The 20,718-nt window shown below is 74.1% G+C and carries 4 protein-coding genes; 3 read left to right on the top strand and 1 reads right to left on the bottom strand.

Features of this window, described 5'->3' with window-relative positions; all coding sequences use genetic code 11:
- Nucleotides 1-76: 76 nt before the first annotated feature.
- Genes ACFZDL_RS25065 through ACFZDL_RS25055 form a run of 3 tightly spaced genes read left to right on the top strand, consistent with a single transcriptional unit; the run spans nucleotide 77 to nucleotide 19,339 of the window.
- A complete protein-coding gene (locus ACFZDL_RS25065) occupies nucleotides 77-10,381 on the top strand; it encodes a type I polyketide synthase (RefSeq protein ID WP_391192385.1) in 10,305 nt (3,434 codons plus the stop codon).
- Between the two features lie 12 nt (nucleotides 10,382-10,393).
- The gene (locus tag ACFZDL_RS25060; RefSeq protein ID WP_353592695.1) at nucleotides 10,394-16,897 is read left to right on the top strand and encodes a type I polyketide synthase; all 6,504 of its coding nucleotides are present in this window, start codon (nucleotides 10,394-10,396) and stop codon (nucleotides 16,895-16,897) included.
- A gap of 51 nt (nucleotides 16,898-16,948) precedes the next feature.
- On the top strand, nucleotides 16,949-19,339 hold the full coding sequence (locus ACFZDL_RS25055; RefSeq protein ID WP_353592696.1) for a type I polyketide synthase: 2,391 nt from the start codon (nucleotides 16,949-16,951) through the stop codon (nucleotides 19,337-19,339).
- Between the two features lie 84 nt (nucleotides 19,340-19,423).
- Here ACFZDL_RS25055 and ACFZDL_RS25050 read toward each other — a convergent pair whose 3' ends face one another.
- Nucleotides 19,424-20,713, bottom strand: coding sequence for a cytochrome P450 (locus ACFZDL_RS25050; RefSeq protein ID WP_353592697.1), 1,290 nt, complete (start codon nucleotides 20,711-20,713; stop codon nucleotides 19,424-19,426).
- Nucleotides 20,714-20,718: the final 5 nt, after the last annotated feature.

Here is a 20,718-nt window from a genome sequence, read left to right as displayed (position 1 = left end):
AAGAAGAAAACCGCCAGGAGGGGAGGCGCCAGCGATGGCGAAGGACGAGGCGAAGCTTCTCGACCACCTCAAGTGGGTGACGGCAGAACTGCGGGACACCCGGCAGCGTCTGCGCGAAGCGGAGTCCGCGGAACCCGAGCCGATCGCGATCGTCGGTATGGCGTGCCGTTTTCCGGGCGGGGTGGAGAACCCGGAGGACTTGTGGGAACTCGTGGCGGCCGGAGGCGAGGGGCTGACCGCATTTCCCCAGGACCGCGGCTGGGATCTGGAGAACCTTTTCGACCCCGACCCGGACAGCCCGGGAACGAGTTATGTGCGCGAGGGCACCTTTCTGCGCGGGGCCGGGGAATTCGACGCGGAATTCTTCGGTATTTCACCGCGTGAGGCGTTGGCGATGGACCCCCAGCAGCGGCAGCTGCTGGAGGTCGCCTGGGAGACCTTCGAACACGCCGGCATCGACCCCCAGGGCCTCGTGGGCAGCAGCACGGGCGTCTACGCCGGGGTGACCTCGCAGGAGTACATGGTGCTCACCGCCATGGCCGGCAGCGAGGTGGAGGGCTACGCCGCCACCGGGAACCTCGCATGTGTGCTCTCCGGCCGGGTGTCGTATGTGCTGGGTCTTGAGGGTCCGGCCGTCACGGTGGACACGGGCTGCTCGTCGTCCCTGGTGGCGCTGCACTCCGCGGTGCAGGCGCTGCGCGGGGGCGAGTGCTCGTTGGCGTTGGCGGGTGGGGTGACGGTGATGGCCACTCCGGGTGCGTTTGTGGAGTTCTCGCGGCAGCGGGGGTTGGCGCTGGACGGGCGGTGCAAGGCGTTCGCGGGGGCGGCGGATGGTACGGGGTGGGGTGAGGGGGTGGGGTTGCTGCTGCTTGAGCGGTTGTCGGATGCGCGGCGCAATGGTCACAGGGTGTGGGCGGTGGTGCGTGGGTCGGCGATCAATCAGGACGGTGCGTCGAATGGGCTGACGGCGCCGAACGGTCCGTCGCAGCAGCGGGTGATCCGGCAGGCGCTGGCCAACTCCCGGCTCTCGCCGGCGGATGTCGATGTGGTCGAGGCACACGGGACGGGCACCACCCTCGGCGACCCGATCGAGGCACAGGCGCTGTTGGCGACCTATGGCCAGGCGCGGCCCGAGGAGCGGCCGCTGCGGCTGGGGTCGATCAAGTCCAATATCGGCCATACCCAGGCCGCCGCCGGTGTCGCCGGTGTCATCAAGATGGTGATGGCGATGCGGCATGGGGTGTTGCCCAAGACGTTGCATGTGGACGCGCCGACGCCGCATGTGGACTGGGGTGGCGGGGCGGTCGAGCTGCTGACGGAGGCCACCGCCTGGCCGGAGGAGGCGGGGCGTCCGCGGCGGGCGGGTGTCTCGGCGTTCGGCATCTCCGGCACCAACGCGCATGTGATTCTGGAGGAGGCGCCCGAGCCCCCCACGGAGGGGGAAACCACCGAGCCGACCGCTCCGGGCGGTGTGGTGCCGTGGGTGGTCTCCGGGCGGTCGGCCGCGGGGCTGCGGGCCCAGGCCGGACGGCTGGCCGAGTACGCCGAGCGGACCACCGCCGATGCGGAGGAGGTGGGGTGGTCGCTGGCCGCCGGCCGGGCGATGCTCGAACACCGGGCCGTGGTCATCGGCGGCGACCGGGAGGAGCTGCTGGCCGGGTTGGGGGCGTTGGCGGAGGGTGTGCCGTCGGGTGGGGTGGTGTCGGCGGAGCCGGTGGCGGGGGGTGCCGGGCCGGTGCTGGTCTTCCCGGGGCAGGGGGGTCAGTGGCTGGGGATGGGGGTGGAGCTGCTGGATTCTTCGCCGGTGTTCGCGGGGCGGATCGCGGAGTGTGAGGCGGCTTTGGCGCCGTATGTCGACTGGTCGTTGACGGGTGTGTTGCGGGGCGAGGACGGGGTGGATGTGGCGCGGGTGGATGTGGTGCAGCCCGCGTTGTGGGCGGTGATGGTGTCGTTGGCGGAGGTGTGGCGTTTCCATGGGGTGGTGCCTGCGGCGGTGGTGGGGCATTCACAGGGCGAGATCGCTGCCGCGGTGGTGGCGGGGGCGTTGTCGCTGGAGGATGGTGCCCGGGTGGTGGCGTTGCGTTCGCAGGCGTTGCGGGTGTTGTCGGGGCGGGGTGCGATGGCCTCGCTTGCGGTGGGGGCTGAGGAGGCGGAGAGGGCCATCGCGGGGCGTGAGGGTGTTGTGGTGGCGGCGGTGAACGGGCCTGGTTCCACGGTGGTCTCCGGGCCGCCGCAGGCGGTGTCCGAGGTGGTCGCCGTGGTGGAGGCGTCCGGTGGTCGGGCGCGGCTGATCGATGTGGACTACGCCTCGCACGGTCCGCAGGTGGACGAGATCGCCGAGGACCTGGTGGCCCTGCTGGGGCAGATCACACCGGTGGACACCACGGTGGGGTTCTATTCGACGGTGACCGGCGGCCGGGTGGAGACCACGACGCTGGACGCCAGGTACTGGGTGGAGAACCTGCGCCGTCAGGTCCGTTTCGCCACCGCGATCGAGGCGGTGCTGGCCGAGGGCTATCGGGTGCTGGTGGAAGCGGGCCCGCATCCGGTGTTGAGCGTGGGCATCCAGGAGACCGCTCAGGAGCGTGAGGTCGCGGTGGCCACCGTGCCGACCCTGCAGCGGGATCAGGGCGGTCCGGCGCAGCTGGCCCGGGCCCTGGCGCACGCCTTCGCCGCCGGGCTGCCGGTGGACTGGAGGGCCTGGTACGGGGTGAGCACGAACGCCGACGCCGCCACCACCCGGGCCCCGGCCGTCCTCGACCTGCCCACCTACCCCTTCCAGCGCCGGCACTACTGGCTGAAGCCGGGCACATGGCCGGGCTCCCAGGAGAAGGGCTCCGAGGAGGACGAGCGCTTCTGGAGCGCCATCGAGGCGGGGGACCTCGCCGGACTCGGGGCGTCGCTGAGCCTGGGGGAGGACACCGCGCGGCAGGTGCTGGCTCCGGCGCTGCCCGTGTTGGCGCAGTGGCGCCGGCGTACGCGCGACCAGGCCCGGATCGACGCCTGGCGCTACCTGACCGCCTGGTCCGCCGTGACCGGCCTGGACGAGACTCCCCGGCTGAGCGGTACATGGCTGCTGGTGGTGCCCGAGAAGCTGGTCGGGGACCCGGTGGCCGAGCTGGTGGCCGGGGCGCTCGCGGACCATGGGGCGCGGTGCGCGGTCTTCGCGGTGGCGCCGGAAGACCAGGAGCGCGGCCTCCTCGCGACGCGTCTGCGGCAGGTGGAGGGCTGGCCCGAAGTCGTCGGCTTGGTCAGCGTATTGAGCCTGGACGAGGCCGGACACCCGGAGCATCCGCACCTGTCGGCGGGGCTGGCCGGGACACTCGCCCTGGTGCAGGCGCTGGACGAGCTGGAGTTCGCCGGGCGCCTGTGGTGTGTCACGCGCGGGGGCGTGGCCGTCGGCCAGGACGGCTCGGTGAGCCCGGTGCAGGCGCAGGTGTGGGGCCTGGGGCGGGTGGTGGCCCTGGAGTACCCGAAGCGGTGGGGCGGCCTGGTCGACCTGCCGGCGGCCGGGGAGGAGGGGACGCCGAGCCGGCTGGCCGCGGTGCTGGCCGCGGGCACGGAGGACCAGGTGGCGTTGCGCGCCGGGGGCGCGCTGGGACGCCGGTTGCGTGCGGCGTCGGGCGGCGCGCCGGATGAGGAGTGGCGGATCGAGGGGTCGGTCCTGGTGACCGGCGGGACGGGCGGAGTGGGTGGCCGCGTCGCACGGTGGGTGGTGGAGCGCGGGGCCCGCCATGTGATCGTGGCCAGCCGGCGCGGCCCCACGGCGCCGGGGACCGAGGAGCTGACGGCCGAACTGGAGGGGCTTGGCGCCTCGGTGTCCGTGGTGGCCTGCGATGTCGCGGACCGCGACGAGGTGGCCGGGCTGCTGGCCCGGGTGCCGGAAGGGCAGCCGCTGCGCGGGGTCTTCCACGCCGCCGGGGTCGGCGACTACACGCCGGTCGGCGACCTGGACCCGGACCGGGTGGCACAGGTGCTGGCCGCGAAGGCGGGGGGCGCGCGGTGGCTCGACGAGCTGACGCGCGACATGGACCTGTCGACGTTCGTGATGTTCTCCTCCGGCGCCGCCAGCTGGGGCAGTGGCCAGCAGGGCGCGTACGCGGCGGCCAACGCGTATCTGGACGCGCTGGCCGAACGCCGCGGCGCCGAGGGCCTGCCCGGCCTGTCGGTGGCGTGGGGCCCCTGGGGCGAGGCGGGCATGGCCGCCGATGACACGGTCGCGGCCTTCTTCCGCGAGCGGGGTCTGACCGCCATGGCGCCGGAGCTGGCGCTGCGGGTGCTGGGCGACGCCCTGGGCCGCGGCGAGACGGCGCTGACGGTGGCCGACTTCGACTGGCGGCGGTTCGCCGCGACATTCGCCGGCCAGCGCGCCAGCCAACTCCTCGCCGACATCCCCGAGGCCGTCGAACTGCTGGAGAAGGAGACGCCGTCCGAGGACAGCCCGTTGCGCAGGCAACTGGCCGCGGCTGCCCCGGAACAGCGCCACCAGATACTCTCGCAGCACATCCGCGCCCTCGCGGCCGGCGTGCTGGGCCACGCGGGCCCGGACGCGGTGTCCGCGACCAAGCCCTTCTTCGAGATGGGCTTCGACTCGCTGACCGCCGTCGAGCTGCGCAACAAGCTGAGCTCCAGCGCCGCGATGCCGCTGCCCACCACGCTGATCTTCGACTACCCCACCGCGGACGACCTCGCCCGCCACCTCCTCGGGGAGATCTCCGGCACACAGGCGGCCGCCACCGGCGCCGTCGTACCCGCCGCGGGACCGGCTGGGGAGGCTGACGAGCCGATCGCCATCGTCGGCATGGCCTGCCGCTTCCCGGGCGGGGTGAGCAGCCCCGAACAGCTCTGGGACCTCGTGGCCGAGGGCCGGGACGCGATGTCGGCGTTCCCGACCGACCGCGGCTGGCGCCTCGACACGCTGTACGACCCGGACCCGGACCGCCCCGGCACCAGCTATGTGCGCGAGGGGGGATTCATCTACGACGCGGGGGAGTTCGACGCCGACTTCTTCGGGATCTCCCCGCGTGAGGCGGTGGGGATGGACCCCCAGCAGCGGCTGCTGCTGGAGACCGCCTGGGAGACGTTCGAGCGGGCCGGTATCGACCACGGCTCGCTGCGCGGCACTGACACCGGCGTCTACGTCGGCGCGACCATCTTCGACTATCTGTCGATCATCGGCATCTCCAGCATGGACATGGAGGGGTACAAGGGCACGGGCAATCTCGGGTGTGTGGTGTCCGGGCGGGTGTCGTATGTGCTGGGGCTCGAGGGCCCGGCCGTGACGGTGGACACGGGCTGCTCGTCGTCCCTGGTGGCGCTCCACTCGGCGGTGCGCGGGCTGCGCGGCGGGGAGTGCTCGCTGGCGCTGGCGGGTGGCGTGACGGTGATGGCCACGCCGGGTGCCTTCGTGGAGTTCTCGCGGCAGCGGGGGCTGGCGCTTGACGGGCGGTGCAAGGCGTTCGCGGGGGCGGCGGACGGTACGGGGTGGGGCGAGGGCGTAGGGCTGCTGTTGTTGGAGCGGCTGTCGGACGCGCGGCGCAACGGTCATCAGGTGTGGGGCGTGATCCGCGGAACGGCCATCAACCAGGATGGCGCGTCGAATGGGTTGACGGCGCCGAACGGTCCGTCGCAGCAGCGGGTGATCCGGCAGGCGCTGGCCAACGCCCGGCTCTCGTCGGCGGATGTCGATGTGGTCGAGGCGCACGGCACGGGCACCACGCTCGGCGACCCCATCGAGGCGCAGGCCGTGCTGGCCACCTACGGTCAGGAGCGGCCGCGGGAACGGCCCTTGTGGCTCGGCTCGGTGAAGTCCAACATCGGCCACACCCAGGCCGCCGCCGGAGCTGCCGGTGTCATCAAGATGGTGATGGCGATGCGGCACGGTGTGTTGCCCAGGACGTTGCATGTGGATGAGCCGACGCCGCATGTGGACTGGGGCAGCGGGGCCGTTGAACTGCTCACGGAGGCCACCGCCTGGCCGCAGGAGGTGGAGCGTCCGCGGCGGGCGGGTGTCTCGGCGTTCGGCATCTCCGGCACCAACGCGCATGTGATCGTGGAAGAGGCGCCCCAGGAGCCGGACGCTCCGGCCGGGCCCGACCCGATGCCGGTGGGCGGTGTGGTGCCGTGGGTGGTGTCCGCGCGCTCGGCCGCGGGGCTGCGGGCCCAGGCCGAGCGGCTGGCCGAGTACGCCGAGGAGGCGCAGGCCGACCCCGCGCAGGTGGGGTGGTCGCTGGTGGCCAGCCGACCGACGCTCGAGCAGCGCGCGGTGGTGGTGGGCCAGGACCGGGAGGAGCTGCTGGCTGGGTTGGGGGCGTTGGCGGAGGGTGTGCCGTCGGGTGGTGTGGTGACTGCCGAGCCGGTGGCGGGGGGTGCCGGGCCGGTGCTGGTCTTCCCGGGTCAGGGGGGTCAATGGCGGGGGATGGGGGTGGAGCTGCTGGATTCTTCGCCGGTGTTCGCGGGGCGGATCGCGGAGTGTGAGGCGGCGTTGGCGCCGTATGTCGACTGGTCGTTGACGGGTGTGTTGCGGGGCGAGGACGGGGTGGATGTGGCGCGGGTGGATGTGGTGCAGCCCGCGTTGTGGGCGGTGATGGTGTCGTTGGCGGAGCTGTGGCGTTTCCATGGGGTGGTGCCTGCGGCGGTGGTGGGGCATTCACAGGGCGAGATCGCCGCTGCCGTGGTGGCCGGGGCGCTGTCGCTGGAGGACGGTGCCCGGGTGGTGGCGTTGCGTTCGCAGGCGTTGCGGGTGTTGTCGGGGCGGGGGGCGATGGCCTCGCTTGCGGTGGGGGCTGAGGAGGCCGAGAAGGCCATCGGTGGGCGTGACGGGGTCGTGGTGGCCGCGGTGAACGGTCCGGGTTCCACCGTGATCTCGGGTCCGCCCGAGGCGGTGGCCGAGGTGGTCGCGGGGGTCGAGGCGTCCGGCGCGCGGGCGCGGCTGATCGATGTGGACTATGCCTCGCACGGTCCGCAGGTGGATGAGATCGCCGAGGATCTGGTCACGCTGCTCGGGGAGATCACACCGATCGGCACGGGGGTCGCGTTCTACTCGGCCATGACCGGCCGCCGGGTGGAGACCACCACGCTGGACGCGACCTACTGGGTGGAGAATCTGCGCCGTCAGGTGCGGTTCGCCACCGCGATCGAGGCCGTGTTGGCCGACGGATACCGCGTGCTCGTCGAGGCCGGTCCGCACCCGGTACTCAGCGTGGGCATCCAGGAGACCGCGCAGGCGGGCGAGGTCGCGGTGGCCACCGTGCCGACCCTTCAGCGGGATCAGGGTGGTCCGGCGCAGCTGGCCCGGGCGCTGGCCCATGCCTTCGCGGCCGGGCTGCCGGTGGACTGGAAGGCTTGGTACGGGGTGAACGCCACCGCCGACGCCGCCTCCGGTGCCACCACCCGAGCCCCGGCCGTCCTCGACCTGCCCACCTACCCCTTCCAGCGCCGGCACTTCTGGATCGATCCCGCCACCCTCAACGGCTCCGGCGACGCCCGGAGCCTCGGCCTCAGCTCGGCCGGCCACCCGCTGCTCGGCGCCGCCGTCCGGGTCGCCGACAGCGGGGAGGTCGTGCTCACGGGCCTGATCTCCACCGGCGGCCACTCCTGGCTGGCCGACCACGCCGTGGCCGGTGCGGTGTTCCTGCCCGGCACGGCGTTCGTCGACCTCGCCGTGCGCGCGGGGGACGAGGTCGGCTGTGACCGCGTCGAGGAGTTGGTCCTCGAAGCCCCACTGATCCTCCCTGAGGAGGGAGCGCTGCAACTCCAGCTCGTCGTCTCCGCGCCGGGCCAGGACGGCAGCCGCGCCTTCACCGTCCACGCACGCGACGACGGCCGCGCCGACGGCCACGACGACGCCGGCCGGACCTGGACCCGGCATGCGAGCGGCACCCTCACCACGGGCGCCCGGCCGGACGACTTCGACTTCACCCAGTGGCCGCCGGCCGACGCCGAGCCGCTGTCCCTGGACGGTCTCTACACCGGCCTGGCCGAGGCGGGCTACGGCTACGGGCCGGCGTTCCGCGGCCTGAAGGCCGCCTGGCGCCGCGGGGACGAGGTGTTCGCCGAGGCCGCTCTGCCTGAGGAACTTCGGGAGGAGGCCGGGCGTTTCGGGTTGCACCCCGCCCTGCTGGACGCCGCGCTGCAAGCCGGTGGCATCGGCCAGGGCGGTACGCCCGACGGGCAGATGCTGCTCCCGTTCACCTGGAGCGGTGTGTCGCTGTACGCCACCGGGGCCGCCGCGCTGCGTGTCCGTATGGTGCCGAACGCGACGGCCGACGGCGTGTCGTTGAGCGTCGCGGACCCCTCGGGCCGTCAGGTCGCGTCCGCCGAGGCGGTGGTCTCCCGCCCGGTCTCCCTGGAGCAGCTGCGCCGCAGCGACGATGCCGGGCTCGACTCGCTGTACCGCGTCGAGTGGATCTCCGCCGAACCCAAGCCCGGAGTGCTCGCCGAAAGCGCCTGGGAGGTGGTGGGCGACGACGGCCTCGGCGTCGCCGACGCGCTGGAACGGGCCGGACATTCCGTCCGTACCGCGCCGGACCTCGCGGAGGTGGCGCGCTCCGTCGACGACGGCACACCGCCCGCCGAGCTGGTGGTGCTGCCCTGTGCGCCCCTCGCCGGCGCGGTGACCGAAGCCGACCCCGGGCTCGCCGCCGCGGTCCACGACGAGACCGCGCGCCTTCTCGGGGTCGTCCAACACTGGCTCGCGGACGAGCGGTTCGCCGACTCCCGGCTGGTGCTGGTGACCCGTGGCGCCCAGTCGACGGGCGGCGACGAGAGGGTCGCCGACCTGGTGCACTCCGCCCTGTGGGGCCTGGTGCGCTCCGCGCAGCTCGAGAACATCGACCGGCTCCTGCTGGTCGACCTCGACGCCGCCGGCCAGGACACCTCCGCCGACCAGGGCGCGGCGGCCCTGCTGCCCAGTGCCCTCGCCGTCGCGCTCGGGGCGGGCGAGCCGCAGGTGGCGGTGCGCCACGGCGGAGTGGTGGTGCCGCGCCTGGCCCGTATCGGCCAGGACACCGACCTGACCGAGCCGGACCTGCCCGGCCGCCGCCTGGACACCGAGGGCACCGTCCTGATCACCGGCGGCACCGGCACCATCGGCGGCATGCTCGCCCGCCACCTGATCACCGCCCACGGCGTCCGCCACCTGCTGCTGACGAGCCGCCGGGGTGGCGACGCGCCCGGCGCGGCCGAGCTCCGCGACGAACTGGCCGCTCTGGGCGCCGAGGTCACAATCGCCGCCTGCGACACGGCGGACCGCGACGCGCTGGCGGAGCTGCTGGCGGGCATCCCCGCCGCGCACCCGCTGACCGGCGTCGTGCACGCCGCCGGAGTGACCGACGACGGCACCATCCCGTCCCTCACGGCCGGGCAACTCCACAAGGTGCTGCGGCCCAAGGTGGACGCGGCGGTCCATCTGCACCAGCTGACCCGTGAGGCGGACCTCGCCGCGTTCGTGCTGTTCTCCTCGACCGGCGGCGTGGCCGGTGTCGCGGGCCAGGGCAACTACGCGGCGTCGAACGCCTTCCTCGACGCGCTCGCCCAGGACCGCGGGGCCGCCGGGCTCCCCGGCCAGTCGCTCTCCTGGGGCCACTGGGAGCAGAGCAGCGGCATCACCGGCGCCCTGGCCGAGCGCGACATCGCCCGGATGGAGCGTTCCGGTATCCGGGCGATGTCCTCCGACCAGGGCCTGGCACTGTTCGACGCGGCCGTGCGGCGGCCCGAGAGCCTGCTGGTGCCCGTCCGCCTCGACGCGGCGGCGCTACGGGACCTGGCGGGCGCCAACGTCCTGCCCCGTATCCTCAGCGGCCTGGTGCGGGGGGCACCGGTTCGCCGCGCGGCCGCGGGGCAACCCGCCGGCTGGGACGCCGCGTCGATGGCGGAGCGCCTGGCGGGCCTCTCGGCGGTCGAGCAGAGCCGTACGCTGCTGGAGCTGGTGCGCCGCAACGTGGCGGCCGTGCTCGGGATCGGCGACGTACTCGCGGTCGACCCGGCGCGGCCCTTCAAGGAGATCGGTTTCGACTCGCTGACCGCGGTCGAGCTGCGCAACCGGCTCAGCCAGGCCACCGACATCAAGCTGCCCTCCACGCTCATCTTCGACATCCCCACCCCGGCGCTGCTCGCCGAGCACCTGCGGGACCAGCTCGTCTCCGAGGGGCCGAGCGGGTCGGAGGCCCTGATCCAGGAACTGGACCGGCTGGAGGACCACGTCGATCTGCTCGCCGGCGACGAGGAGCGGGACGCCGTGACGGCCCGGCTCGAAGCGCTGCTGGCGCGGTGCCGCCAGCAGCCCGCGGCGGCGGAGGGCAACGGCGTCGCGGAACGGCTCCAGGCGGCCTCGGCCGATGAAGTGCTGCAATTCATTGACTCCCAGCTGGGAAGGGCCTGAAAGAGGACCGCCATGGCGAACCAGGAACAGCTGGTCGACTACCTCAAGCGAGTGGCGACCGATCTGCATGACACTCAGCAGCGCCTCCGCGAGGTGGAGGCCCGGGACCGCCAGCCGATCGCGATCGTCGGTATGGCCTGCCGGTTCCCCGGCGGGACGGACACCCCGGAGGCCCTGTGGGAGCTGGTGTCCACCGGGCGCGATGTGATCTCGTCCATGCCGGACGACCGGGGCTGGGACCCCGGCCTGTTCAACGACTCGGGCGAGACGGGCACCAGCTATGTGCGCGAGGGCGGATTCGTCCGGGACATCGCCGACTTCGACGCCGACTTCTTCGACATCTCGCCGCGCGAGGCCCTGGCGATGGACCCGCAGCAGCGGCTGCTGCTGGAGACCGCCTGGGAGGCCATCGAGCGCGCCCGTATCGACGCGACCTCCCTGCGCGGCAGCAAGACCGGTGTCTTCGTCGGCGGCAGCACCATCTACTACGCCGGCAGCGGCGCCGACGCGCCGCAGGACGTCGCCGGGTACATGGCCACCGGGCTGGCCGCGAGCTCGATGTCGGGCCGTATCTCGTACACCCTCGGCCTGGAGGGCCCCTCCTTCACGGTGGACACCGCCTGCTCCTCGTCCGGGGTGGCGCTGCACCTGGCGGTGCAGTCGCTGCGCAAGGGCGAGTCCTCCCTGGCGCTGGCCGGCGGGGTGTGCGTGATGGCCACGCCCGGCACGTTCCTGGAGTTCAGCAAGTTGAAGGGGCTCGCAGGCGACGGCCGGTGCAAGGCGTACTCGGCGGCGGCCGACGGCTTCGGGCCCGCCGAGGGCGTGGGTGTGCTGCTGGTGGAGCGGCTGGCGGACGCCGAACGACTCGGCCATCCGGTGCTGGCCGTGATCCGCGGCTCCGCGATCAACCAGGACGGCGCCTCCAACGGCCTGACCGCGCCCCACGGCCCCGCCCAGGAGCGCGTCATCCGCGCCGCGCTGGCCGACGCCCAGCTGTCCGCCCGGGACATCGACGTGGTGGAGGGGCACGGCACCGGCACCTCGCTGGGCGACCCCATCGAGGCGCAGGCGCTGATCGCCGCCTACGGCAGGAGGCGCGCCGAGGGCAGCCCGCTGTGGCTGGGCTCGGTCAAGTCCAACATCGGGCACACCCAGGCCGCCGCCGGCATGGCCGGGGTGATCAAGATGGTGTACGCCCTGCGCCACGGCCTGCTGCCGCGCACCCTGCACGTGGACGAGCCCACCACCCAGGTGGACTGGTCCGAGGGCACCGTGAAGGTGCTGACCGAGGCGCGGCCGTGGCCCGAGACCGGCGCCCCGCGCCGCGCCGGTGTGTCGTCGTTCGGCATGAGCGGCACCAACACGCACGTCATCCTCGAACAGGCCCCGCCCGCCGATGAGCCCGCCCCAGCCGCAGAGTTGCCGGTCGTCCCCTGGCTGGTGTCCGGGCGTGGCGAGGCGGCGCTGCGCGCCCAGGCCGCCCGGCTGCGGGACTTCCTCGCCGAGCGGCCGGAGGCGACCCCGACCCGTGTCGGTTTCACCCTCGCCCATGCGCGCGCCGCCCAGTCGCACCGCGCCGCCGTGGTCGCCACCGACCGCGACGCCCTCCTGGCCGGGCTGGCCTCGCTCGCCGAGGGCACCCCCTCCGGCCAGGTGGTCACCGGTGTGCCGAGCCCCGGCGCGACGGTGTTCGTCTTCCCCGGCCAGGGCTCGCAGTGGCTCGGCATGGCCCTCGCCCTGGCCGACGCCTCCCCGGTGTTCGCCGAACACTTCCGCCGCTGCGCGGCCGCGGTGGAGCGGCACACCGACTACACCGTGGAGTCGGTGCTGCGGGGCGAGCCGGACGCCCCCTCCCTGGAGCGGGTCGACGTGGTCCAGCCCGTGCTGTGGGTGGTCATGGTGGCCCTGGCCGAGCTGTGGCGTTCGTACGGTGTGGAGCCCGCAGCCGTGGTCGGCCACTCCCAGGGCGAGATCGCGGCGGCCTGCGTGGCGGGCGTGCTGTCGGTGGAGGACGCGGCCCGCGTCGTGGTGCTGCGCTCCCAGGCGCTGCCCGAGCTGTCCGGCCGTGGCGGCATGGCCTCCGTGCCCCAGCCCGTCCAGCAGGTCGGGAAACACCTGGAGCGCTGGGACGGCCGGCTGAGCGTGGCCGCCGTCAACGGCCCCTCCTCGACCGTGGTCTCCGGCGACGCCGACGCCCTGACCGAACTCCTGGAGGGCTACGAGGCCGACGGGGTGCGCGCCCGCCGCGTCCCGGTGGACTATGCCTCGCACTGCGCCCACGTCGACGCGCTGCGCGACCGGCTGGCCGAGGCCATCGCGGACATCGAGCCGAAGGCGGGCTCCGTCCCGCTGTACTCGACCGTCACCGGGCGGCGCATCGACGGCACCGCCATGGACGCCGCGTACTGGTTCACCAACCTCCGTCAGCAGGTGCGGTTTCAGCAGGCCACCGAGGCGCTGCTCGAGGACGGGCACAGTGCGTTCATCGAGTGCAGCCCGCACCCGGTCCTGGCCATCGGCACCCAGGAGACCATCGACGAAGCAGGTGTGGCCGCCACGGCGCTCGGCACCCTGCGCCGCGACGAGGGCGGCTGGGACCGCTTCCTCCTCGCGCTGGCCCAGGCCCATGTCCACGGTGTCGCGGTGGACTGGAGCCGGGTGTTCCCGGACCCGACCATCCCCCTCGACCTGCCCACGTACGCGTTCCAGCGCCGGCGTTACTGGCTGGACGCCGGCGGCACCGGGACCGGCGACCCCACCCGCCTCGGTCTCGCCCCCGCCGACCATCCGCTGCTGGGCGCCGTCACCGTCCTCGCCGAGGGCGACGAGGTGGTGCTGACCGGCCGGCTCGGCCTGGACACCCATCCGTGGCTGGCCGACCACGCGGTGGCCGGCGCGGTGCTGGTGCCCGGAGCCGTGTTCGTGGAGCTGGCCGTGCGGGCCGGCGACGAGGTGGGCTGCGACCGTGTCGAGGAAATGGTGCTGGCCAGCCCACTGGTGCTCGCCGACGAGGGCGGCACCGACCTCCAGCTCGTGGTGGGCGGGGCCGACGAGAACGGCCGCCGTCCCTTGAGCGCGTACGCCCGCCCGGCCGGGACCGACCAGCCGTGGGTGCGCCACGTCAGCGGCACGCTGGCGACCGGCGGGGCCGCCGAGCCGTTCGACCTCGCCCAGTGGCCGCCGGAGGGCGCCGAGCCCGTGTCCGTGGACGGCTGCTACGACCAGCTCGCCGAGGGCGGCTACCGCTACGGGCCCGCCTTCCGCGGCCTGCGCGCCGTCTACCGGCGCGAGAGCGAGGTCTTCGCCGAGGTGGTCCTGGCGGAGGACCAGCGCGGGCAGGCCGCCGCGTTCGGCATCCACCCCGCTCTTCTGGACGCCGCGCTGCACGCCAGCGGGCTGACCGCGGTGCGCGGCGACACCGCGGGCCGGATGGCGCTGCCGTTCGCCTGGAACGGCGTGTCGCTGGCCGCCTCCGGCGCCGAGTTGCTGCGCGTGAGGCTCGCACCGGTCGGCGACGACGGCATGTCCGTCCACGCCACCGACGCCTTGGGACATCCGGTGATCTCGATCGAGTCCCTGGTCACCCGGCCGTTCACGGCCGGGCAACTCCCCAGCGGCGCCGCGGAGGACACCCGCGACGCACTCTTCCGCGTGGCCTACGTCCCTGTGACCGACGCCGGGCCCGACCCGCGCGTCTCCACCGACGACTGGGCCGCGGTCGCCGCCGGCACCTCGCACAGCCGCTACGGGGCGCGCCGCCACGGCGACTTCGACGCGCTCGCCACCGCGGTGGACGGCGGTCTGCCCCTCCCGCCGGTGATCGTGCTGCCCTGCGATCCGGCGCCGCACGACCCGGACCTGGCCGAGGCCGTGCGGCGCCGGCTGGGCGAGGTGCTGCACACCGTGCAGCGGTGGCTGGCCGACGAGCGGTTCGCCGGGGTGCGGCTGGCAGTGGTCACCCGTGGCGCGGTCGCCGCCACCGACGGCGAGGACGTCACCGACCTCGTGCACGCCCCGGTGTGGGGCCTGATCCGCTCCGCGCAGTCCGAACACCCCGACCGGCTGGTCCTGCTGGACGTGGATGCGGACGGGGCCGGACACGAGCTGCCGGAGGCCGTCGCCGCCGCGGTGGCCGCGGGGGAGAAGCAGATCGTCGTCCGGGACGGGACGGTCCGGGTGTCCCGCCTGGTCCCCGCCGCGTCCGGCGGCGCCCTGACCCTCCCGGAAACCCCCCACTGGCGGCTCGACATCACCGGCCCCGCCACCCTGGACAACCTGGACCTGGTGGCGGCGGACGAACCCCAACCGCTCGCCCCCGGCCACCTCCGCGTCCAGGTCCGTGCCGCGGGCGTCAACTTCCGGGACGTACTGATCGCACTCGGCATGTACCCGGGCGAGGCGGGCCTCCGGGGCAGCGAGGGCGCGGGCGTGGTGGTCGAGGTGGCCGACGACGTGACGTCGGTGTCCGTCGGTGACCGCGTGATGGGCATGTTCCAGGGCGCTTTCGGGGCGACCGCCGTGGCCGACGCCCGCTCCGTCGTGCCGATCCCGCCGGGCTGGACCGACGAGCAGGCGGCGGCCGTGCCCATCGCGTTCGTCACCGCCTGGTACGGGCTGGTGGACCTCGCGGGCCTCACGGCGGGCGAGTCGGTGCTCATCCACGCGGCGGCCGGCGGGGTGGGCATGGCCGCCGTGCAGATCGCCCGCCACCTGGGCGCCGAGGTGTACGCCACGGCCAGCCCCGGCAAACACGCCGTACTGGAGGCCATGGGCATCGACGAGGCCCACCGCGCCTCCTCCCGCGACCTCGACTTCGAGGAAGCCTTCCGCGCCGCCACCGGCGGCCGCGGCGTCGACGTGGTCCTCAACAGCCTCACCGGCGCCGCCACCGACGCCTCGCTGCGCCTGCTGGCCAAGGACGGCCGGTTCGTGGAGCTGGGCCTGACCGACGTCCGCGACCCCGGGCAGCTCGCCGCGGTCCACCCCGGTGTCCACTACCGCGTCCTCGACCTGGGGCAACCGGGGGAGGACGGCATCGGCCGCATGCTGAGCGACATCCTCGGCCAGTTCGAACGCGACGAGCTGGCCCATCCACCGGTGCGCGCCTATGACATCCGGCGGGCGCGCGACGCCTTCCGCCTCATCAGCCGCGCCGCCCACGTCGGGAAGGTCGTACTGACCCTGCCGCGGACCCTCGACCCGGACGGCACGGTCCTGGTCACCGGCGGCACCGGCACCCTGGGCGGCCTGGTCGCCCGCCACCTGGTCACCCGCCACGGCGTACGGCGGCTGCTGCTGACCAGCCGCCGCGGCCCGCAGGCCCCCGGCGCCACCGACCTGTGCGACGAACTCGCCGAGCTGGGCGCCACCGTGACCGTCGAGGCCTGCGACGTCGGCGACCGCGCGCAGCTCGCCGAGGCACTGGCCGGCATCCCCGACGCACACCCCCTGACCGGGGTGGTGCACTGCGCCGGCGTCCTCGACGACGGCATGGTCGACGCCCTGACCCCCGGGCAACTGGCCCGGGTCCTGCGGCCGAAGGCGGATGCCGCACTGCATCTGCACGAGCTCACCAAGGACGCCGACCTGGCGATGTTCGTCCTCTTCTCCTCCGTCGTCGGGGTGTACGGCAACCCCTCGCAGGCCAACTACGCGGCCGCCAGCACCTTCCTGGACGCTCTGGCCCAGCACCGCCAGGCAGCCGGGCTGCCCGCCCAGTCCCTGGCCTGGGGCATGTGGGAGGAGACCAGCACCCTCACCGGTGAGCTGGGCGACGGCGCCCTGCAGCGGATACGGCAGGCCGGTATGGAGCCGCTGCCCACCGAGCGGGCCCTCGCGCTGTTCGACCGCTCACAGGCGGCGGGCGACGCGCTGCTGGTCCCGATCCGGCAGTCCGCGCAGGGCCCCGCCGGCGGTGCGGCCGCCGGCCGTAGCAGGGCGCGGCGGGTGGCGGACAGCGGCACCGCGAACACCTCGGGCCCGTCGCTGGCCGAACGGCTCGCCGCGCTGCCGGAGGCGGACCGCGAGGGCTGTGTACTGGAGGCGGTGTGCGTGCACATGGCGGCCGTACTCGGCCACGGCTCGGCCGACGAGATCGCCCACGACCGTACGTTCAAGGAGCTGGGCTTCGACTCGCTCACCGCCGTCGAACTGCGCAACCGGCTCTCGGCCGCGACCGGCCTGCGGCTGCCCGCCACGCTCGTCTTCGACTTCGCCAACCCGCTGGCGCTCGCCCAGCACCTGCGCGAGCAGATCGCCCCGCCCACCGACCCCTTCGAGAGCCGGGTCCGCCAGGTGCTGGCCGCCATCCCGCTGCGGCGTCTTGAGCAGTCGGGACTGCTGGAGGCGCTGCTGCGGCTGGGCGAGGGCGGGGACACGGAGACGGACGCGGAGGCGGACGCCACCGTGTCCGAGCCGGCCCCGGCCCCGTACGAAAGCGACGCCGACACCGCCGACATCGCCTCCATGGACCTCGACGAACTGGTGGACATGGCCCTGCGCAACGGCGAGTCCTGACGTGTGCCGTCCTGTCCGCCGCCCCCTGTGCCGTCCCGTCGGAGGAATGTCATGACCGTGGCCGACGACAAGATCGTCGAAGCCCTGCGCGCCTCGCTGCAGGAGGCCGAGCGGCTGCGCAAGGAGAACCAGCGGCTGCGCGCGGCCCCCCGGGAGCCGATCGCGATCGTCGGCATGGCCTGCCGCTACCCCGGCGGTGTCGAATCCCCGGACGACCTGTGGACCCTGCTGGCCGAGGAGCGCGACGCCATCTGCCCCTTCCCCCGGGACCGCGGCTGGGACCTGGACGGCATGTGCGGGCCCGACGCCCACCCGCAGGCGCGCAGCGCGGTGTCCGAGGGCGGATTCCTCGGCGGCGCCGCCGCGTTCGACCCCGCGCCCTTCGGGATCTCCCCGGGCGAGGCGTCGGTGATGGATCCCCAGCAGCGGCTGCTGCTGGAGACCTCGTGGGAGGCGTTCGAACGGGCCGGGATCGACCCGCGGTCGGTCGCCGGCCGGCGCTACGGCGTGTTCATGGGCACCACCGGCCAGGACTACACCCCGCACCTGAGGAACGTCCCCGAGGAACTGCTCGGCCACGTCGCCTCCGGCGGCTCCAGCGCCGTGCTCTCCGGCCGTATCGCCCTGACTTTTGGCCTCGAAGGGCCCACGGCCACCCTCGACACCGCGTGTTCCGGCTCCCTGGTGGCGCTCCACCTGGCCTGCCAGTCGCTGCGCGGCGGCGAGTGTTCCATGGCGCTGGCCGGCGGTGTCACCGTGATGTGCGGCCCGGACACGTTCATCGGGTCGGCCCGGGGGATAGGGCTGCCTGTCGCCGCCCGCTGCCGCTCGTTCGCCGACGGGGCCGACGGGATCGGCTTCGCCGAGGGGGCCGGGGTGCTGCTCCTGGAGCGCCTGTCCGCCGCCCGCGCCCACGGACACCCCGTGTTCGCCGTCGTCCGCGGCAGCGCGATCGGCCAGGAAGGCGCCACCAACGGCGCGAGCGCGTCGAACGGTTCCGCCCAACGGCGGCTGATCAGAAGGGCGCTGGACGCCTCCGGGCTGGCGCCGCACGAGGTCGACGCGGTCGAGGGCCAGGGCACCGGCGGACTGCTCAGCGACGCGGTCGAGGCGCAGGCCCTGGCAGCCGTCTACGGCGAGGGTCGCCCCGCCGACCGGCCGCTGCTGCTGGGCGCGGTGAAGTCCAACCTCGGCCATACGCAGGGGGCCAGCGGTATCGCCGGAGTGCTCAAGATGGTGCAGGCCATGCGCCACGGCATCGTGCCGCGCACCCTGCACACCGAGGCGCCGTCCCCGCACATCCCCTGGGACGAGGGCCGGATACGGCTGGTCACCGACGCCACACCGTGGCCCGGGACGGACCGGCCACGGCGGGCCGGGGTGTCCGCGTTCGGCTTCGGCGGTACGGACGCCCATGTGATCCTGGAGCAGGCCCCCGACGACGAACCCCCGCCCCCGGCCCCCGAGGCGGCGGGCGGCGGCGTGGTGCTCTGGCCGGTCTCCGGCTGCGACCCGGACGCGCTGCGCGCGCAGGCGGCCCGGCTGCTCGCCCATGTCGAGCGGCGGCCCGGTCTCCGGCCGGCGGACGTCGGCCTGTCGCTGGCGACGTCCCGGGCCGCGCTCGGACACCGTGGCGTGGTGGTCGGCGAGAGCCGCCAGGACCTGCTGGACGGCCTGCGGGCGCTGGCCGACGCGACACCCGCGCCCCACGTGGTCCACGGGGTGCCCGGCCGCCGCCACCGGCTCGTCGTCCTGCTCACCGGCCACGCCCTCGCCCCCGGCACCGGCAAGCAGCTCTACGACGCCTTCCCGGCTTTCGCCGGCGCGTTCGACACGGTCTGCGCGGCGCTCGACGCCCACCTGGGGTTCCCCGCCCGTGACGCGATGCTCACCGGCGCGGCCCCCGCCCCGGCCGCGGGCCTCGAAGCGGCCAGGGCCTTCGCGGTCCAGGTGGCGCTGTTCCGCCTGGCCGAGTCGTGGGGCGTGCGGCCCGGCGCCGTACACGGCCACGGCATCGGCCACATCACCGAGGAACATATCGGCGGACGGCTGGCACTGCCCGACGCCTGCGCGGCGCTGACCGGACCGCACGACCCGGGGCAGACGCCGAGGGACATCGCCGACCAGGCCCGCGCCGTCGCCAAGGACGGAACGGTCCACCTCGAACTGGGCGGCCACGAGGTGGCCGAACTCCTCGACGGCGCGGGGCAGCACGCGGTGGCCGCGCTGCGGCCCGGCGTGGCCGAGACGACCGCGGTGGCCACCGCCCTCGCCCGGGTGTACGCGCAGGGCACCGCGGTGGACTGGGACGCGGTGTTCGCCGGGACCGACGCCCGGCGCGTCGAGCTGCCCACGTACGCCTTCCAGCGCGCCCGGTACTGGAGCGCGGCGTTCGACACGCTGCGGAGCCGGCACCCCGAGGAGCTGCCCGGCCGGCGCTGAACCGAGGCGGTGCCACGAGGGGCCGCGCCCGTACGGGCGAGGCCCCTCGTGGCGTCGCCTCGGTGTGCGCCCCGGGATACCGGGTCACCGAGAGGCGGCCTCGGAGGCGCCGGCGCCCAACACCGCGGGGAGCCGGTCGAGCTGCCGGGTCCCGGGGACGGGGCGCCACGTCAGCTCCTTCTCGGGCACGGCGAGCGCCAGCCCGGGGAAGCGGCCGAAGAGCGTCTCCAGCGCCAGCTCCACCTCCTGGTTGGCGAGCATGGCGCCGAGGCAGTAGTGCGGCCCGCGCGAGTAGGCGACGTGCTGCACCCCCGTGCCGTCGGGGCGGCGGGTGATGTCCAGCCGCTCAGGGTCGGGGAAGTGCCGCGGATCGTGGTTGGCGGCGCCCTGCACCGGCAGGACGACATCGCCCCGGCTGATCAGCGTGTCCGCGACCCGGACGTCCTCCGTGGCGTACCGCGCCTTGCCGAAGACGACCGAGCTGCGCCAGCGCAGCAGCTCCTGGACGGCTCCCGGGATCAGCTCCGGATCGCTCCGGAGGAGGGCGAGCTGATCGGGGTGGGTCAGCAGGGCGAGGACGCTGTTGCCGATGACGCCGGAGGTGGTTCCGTGGCCGGAGACCACGAGGTGGAAGGCCATCGTGACCACCTCGGTCTCCGAAAGGCCCTCGCCGTCCTCGCCACGGGCCTGGATGAGCGCCGTGAGCAGGTCGTCCGCCGGTTCTACCCGGCGCTTGGCGACCAGCTCCCGCAGATAGGCCGTGGCCTGGATGAGCGTGTTCTTCAGCCGCAGGGCGTCGCTGTAGTCGTGGCTCCACCGCAGCCACATCGCCCGGTCACAGGCCGGCACGCCGATCAGCTCACAGATGATCGTGACGGGCAGGGGCTGGGCGAAGTGTTCGACCAGGTCGACCGTGCCGTCCACCGCGTGTCCCGGCAGCGCGTCCACGAGCTCCCGCGTCAGCGTCCGGATCCGCGGCCGCAGAGCGGCGACCCGGTGCGCCGAGAACACCCGGGTGACGAGCTTGCGCAGCCGGGTGTGGTCGGGCGGGTCGAGCTGTGTGATGGCGCGGGAGAGATAGGGAATCAGCTCCTCGGGCAGGCCGAGCCAGGTCAGCGACGCGGCGTGGCGGTCCGTGGTGGAGCCGGGCACCGACCGGGAGTTGCTGACGAAGCGGCTGTCGGTCAGCACGCCCGTGACGTCGTCGTAGCGGGTGACGACCCAGATGTTCCGGCCGTCGGCCAGGGTGCCCAGGGTGACCGGCGCCTCCTCCCGGATGCGGCTGAAGCCGCGGTAGGGGTCGGCGGTCAGCTCCGGGTCGTTGACCGAGACCGGGCACCGCACCGGCGTCTTCGGCGTCTCGCCTGTGGGCATCACGC

Source organism: Streptomyces sp. NPDC007917 (genome assembly GCF_042959105.1).
In the GTDB taxonomy this organism is placed as follows: domain Bacteria; phylum Actinomycetota; class Actinomycetes; order Streptomycetales; family Streptomycetaceae; genus Streptomyces.
The sequence above is the reverse complement of the archived record's forward strand: the minus strand, read 5'-3'. Positions and strand labels throughout refer to the sequence as shown.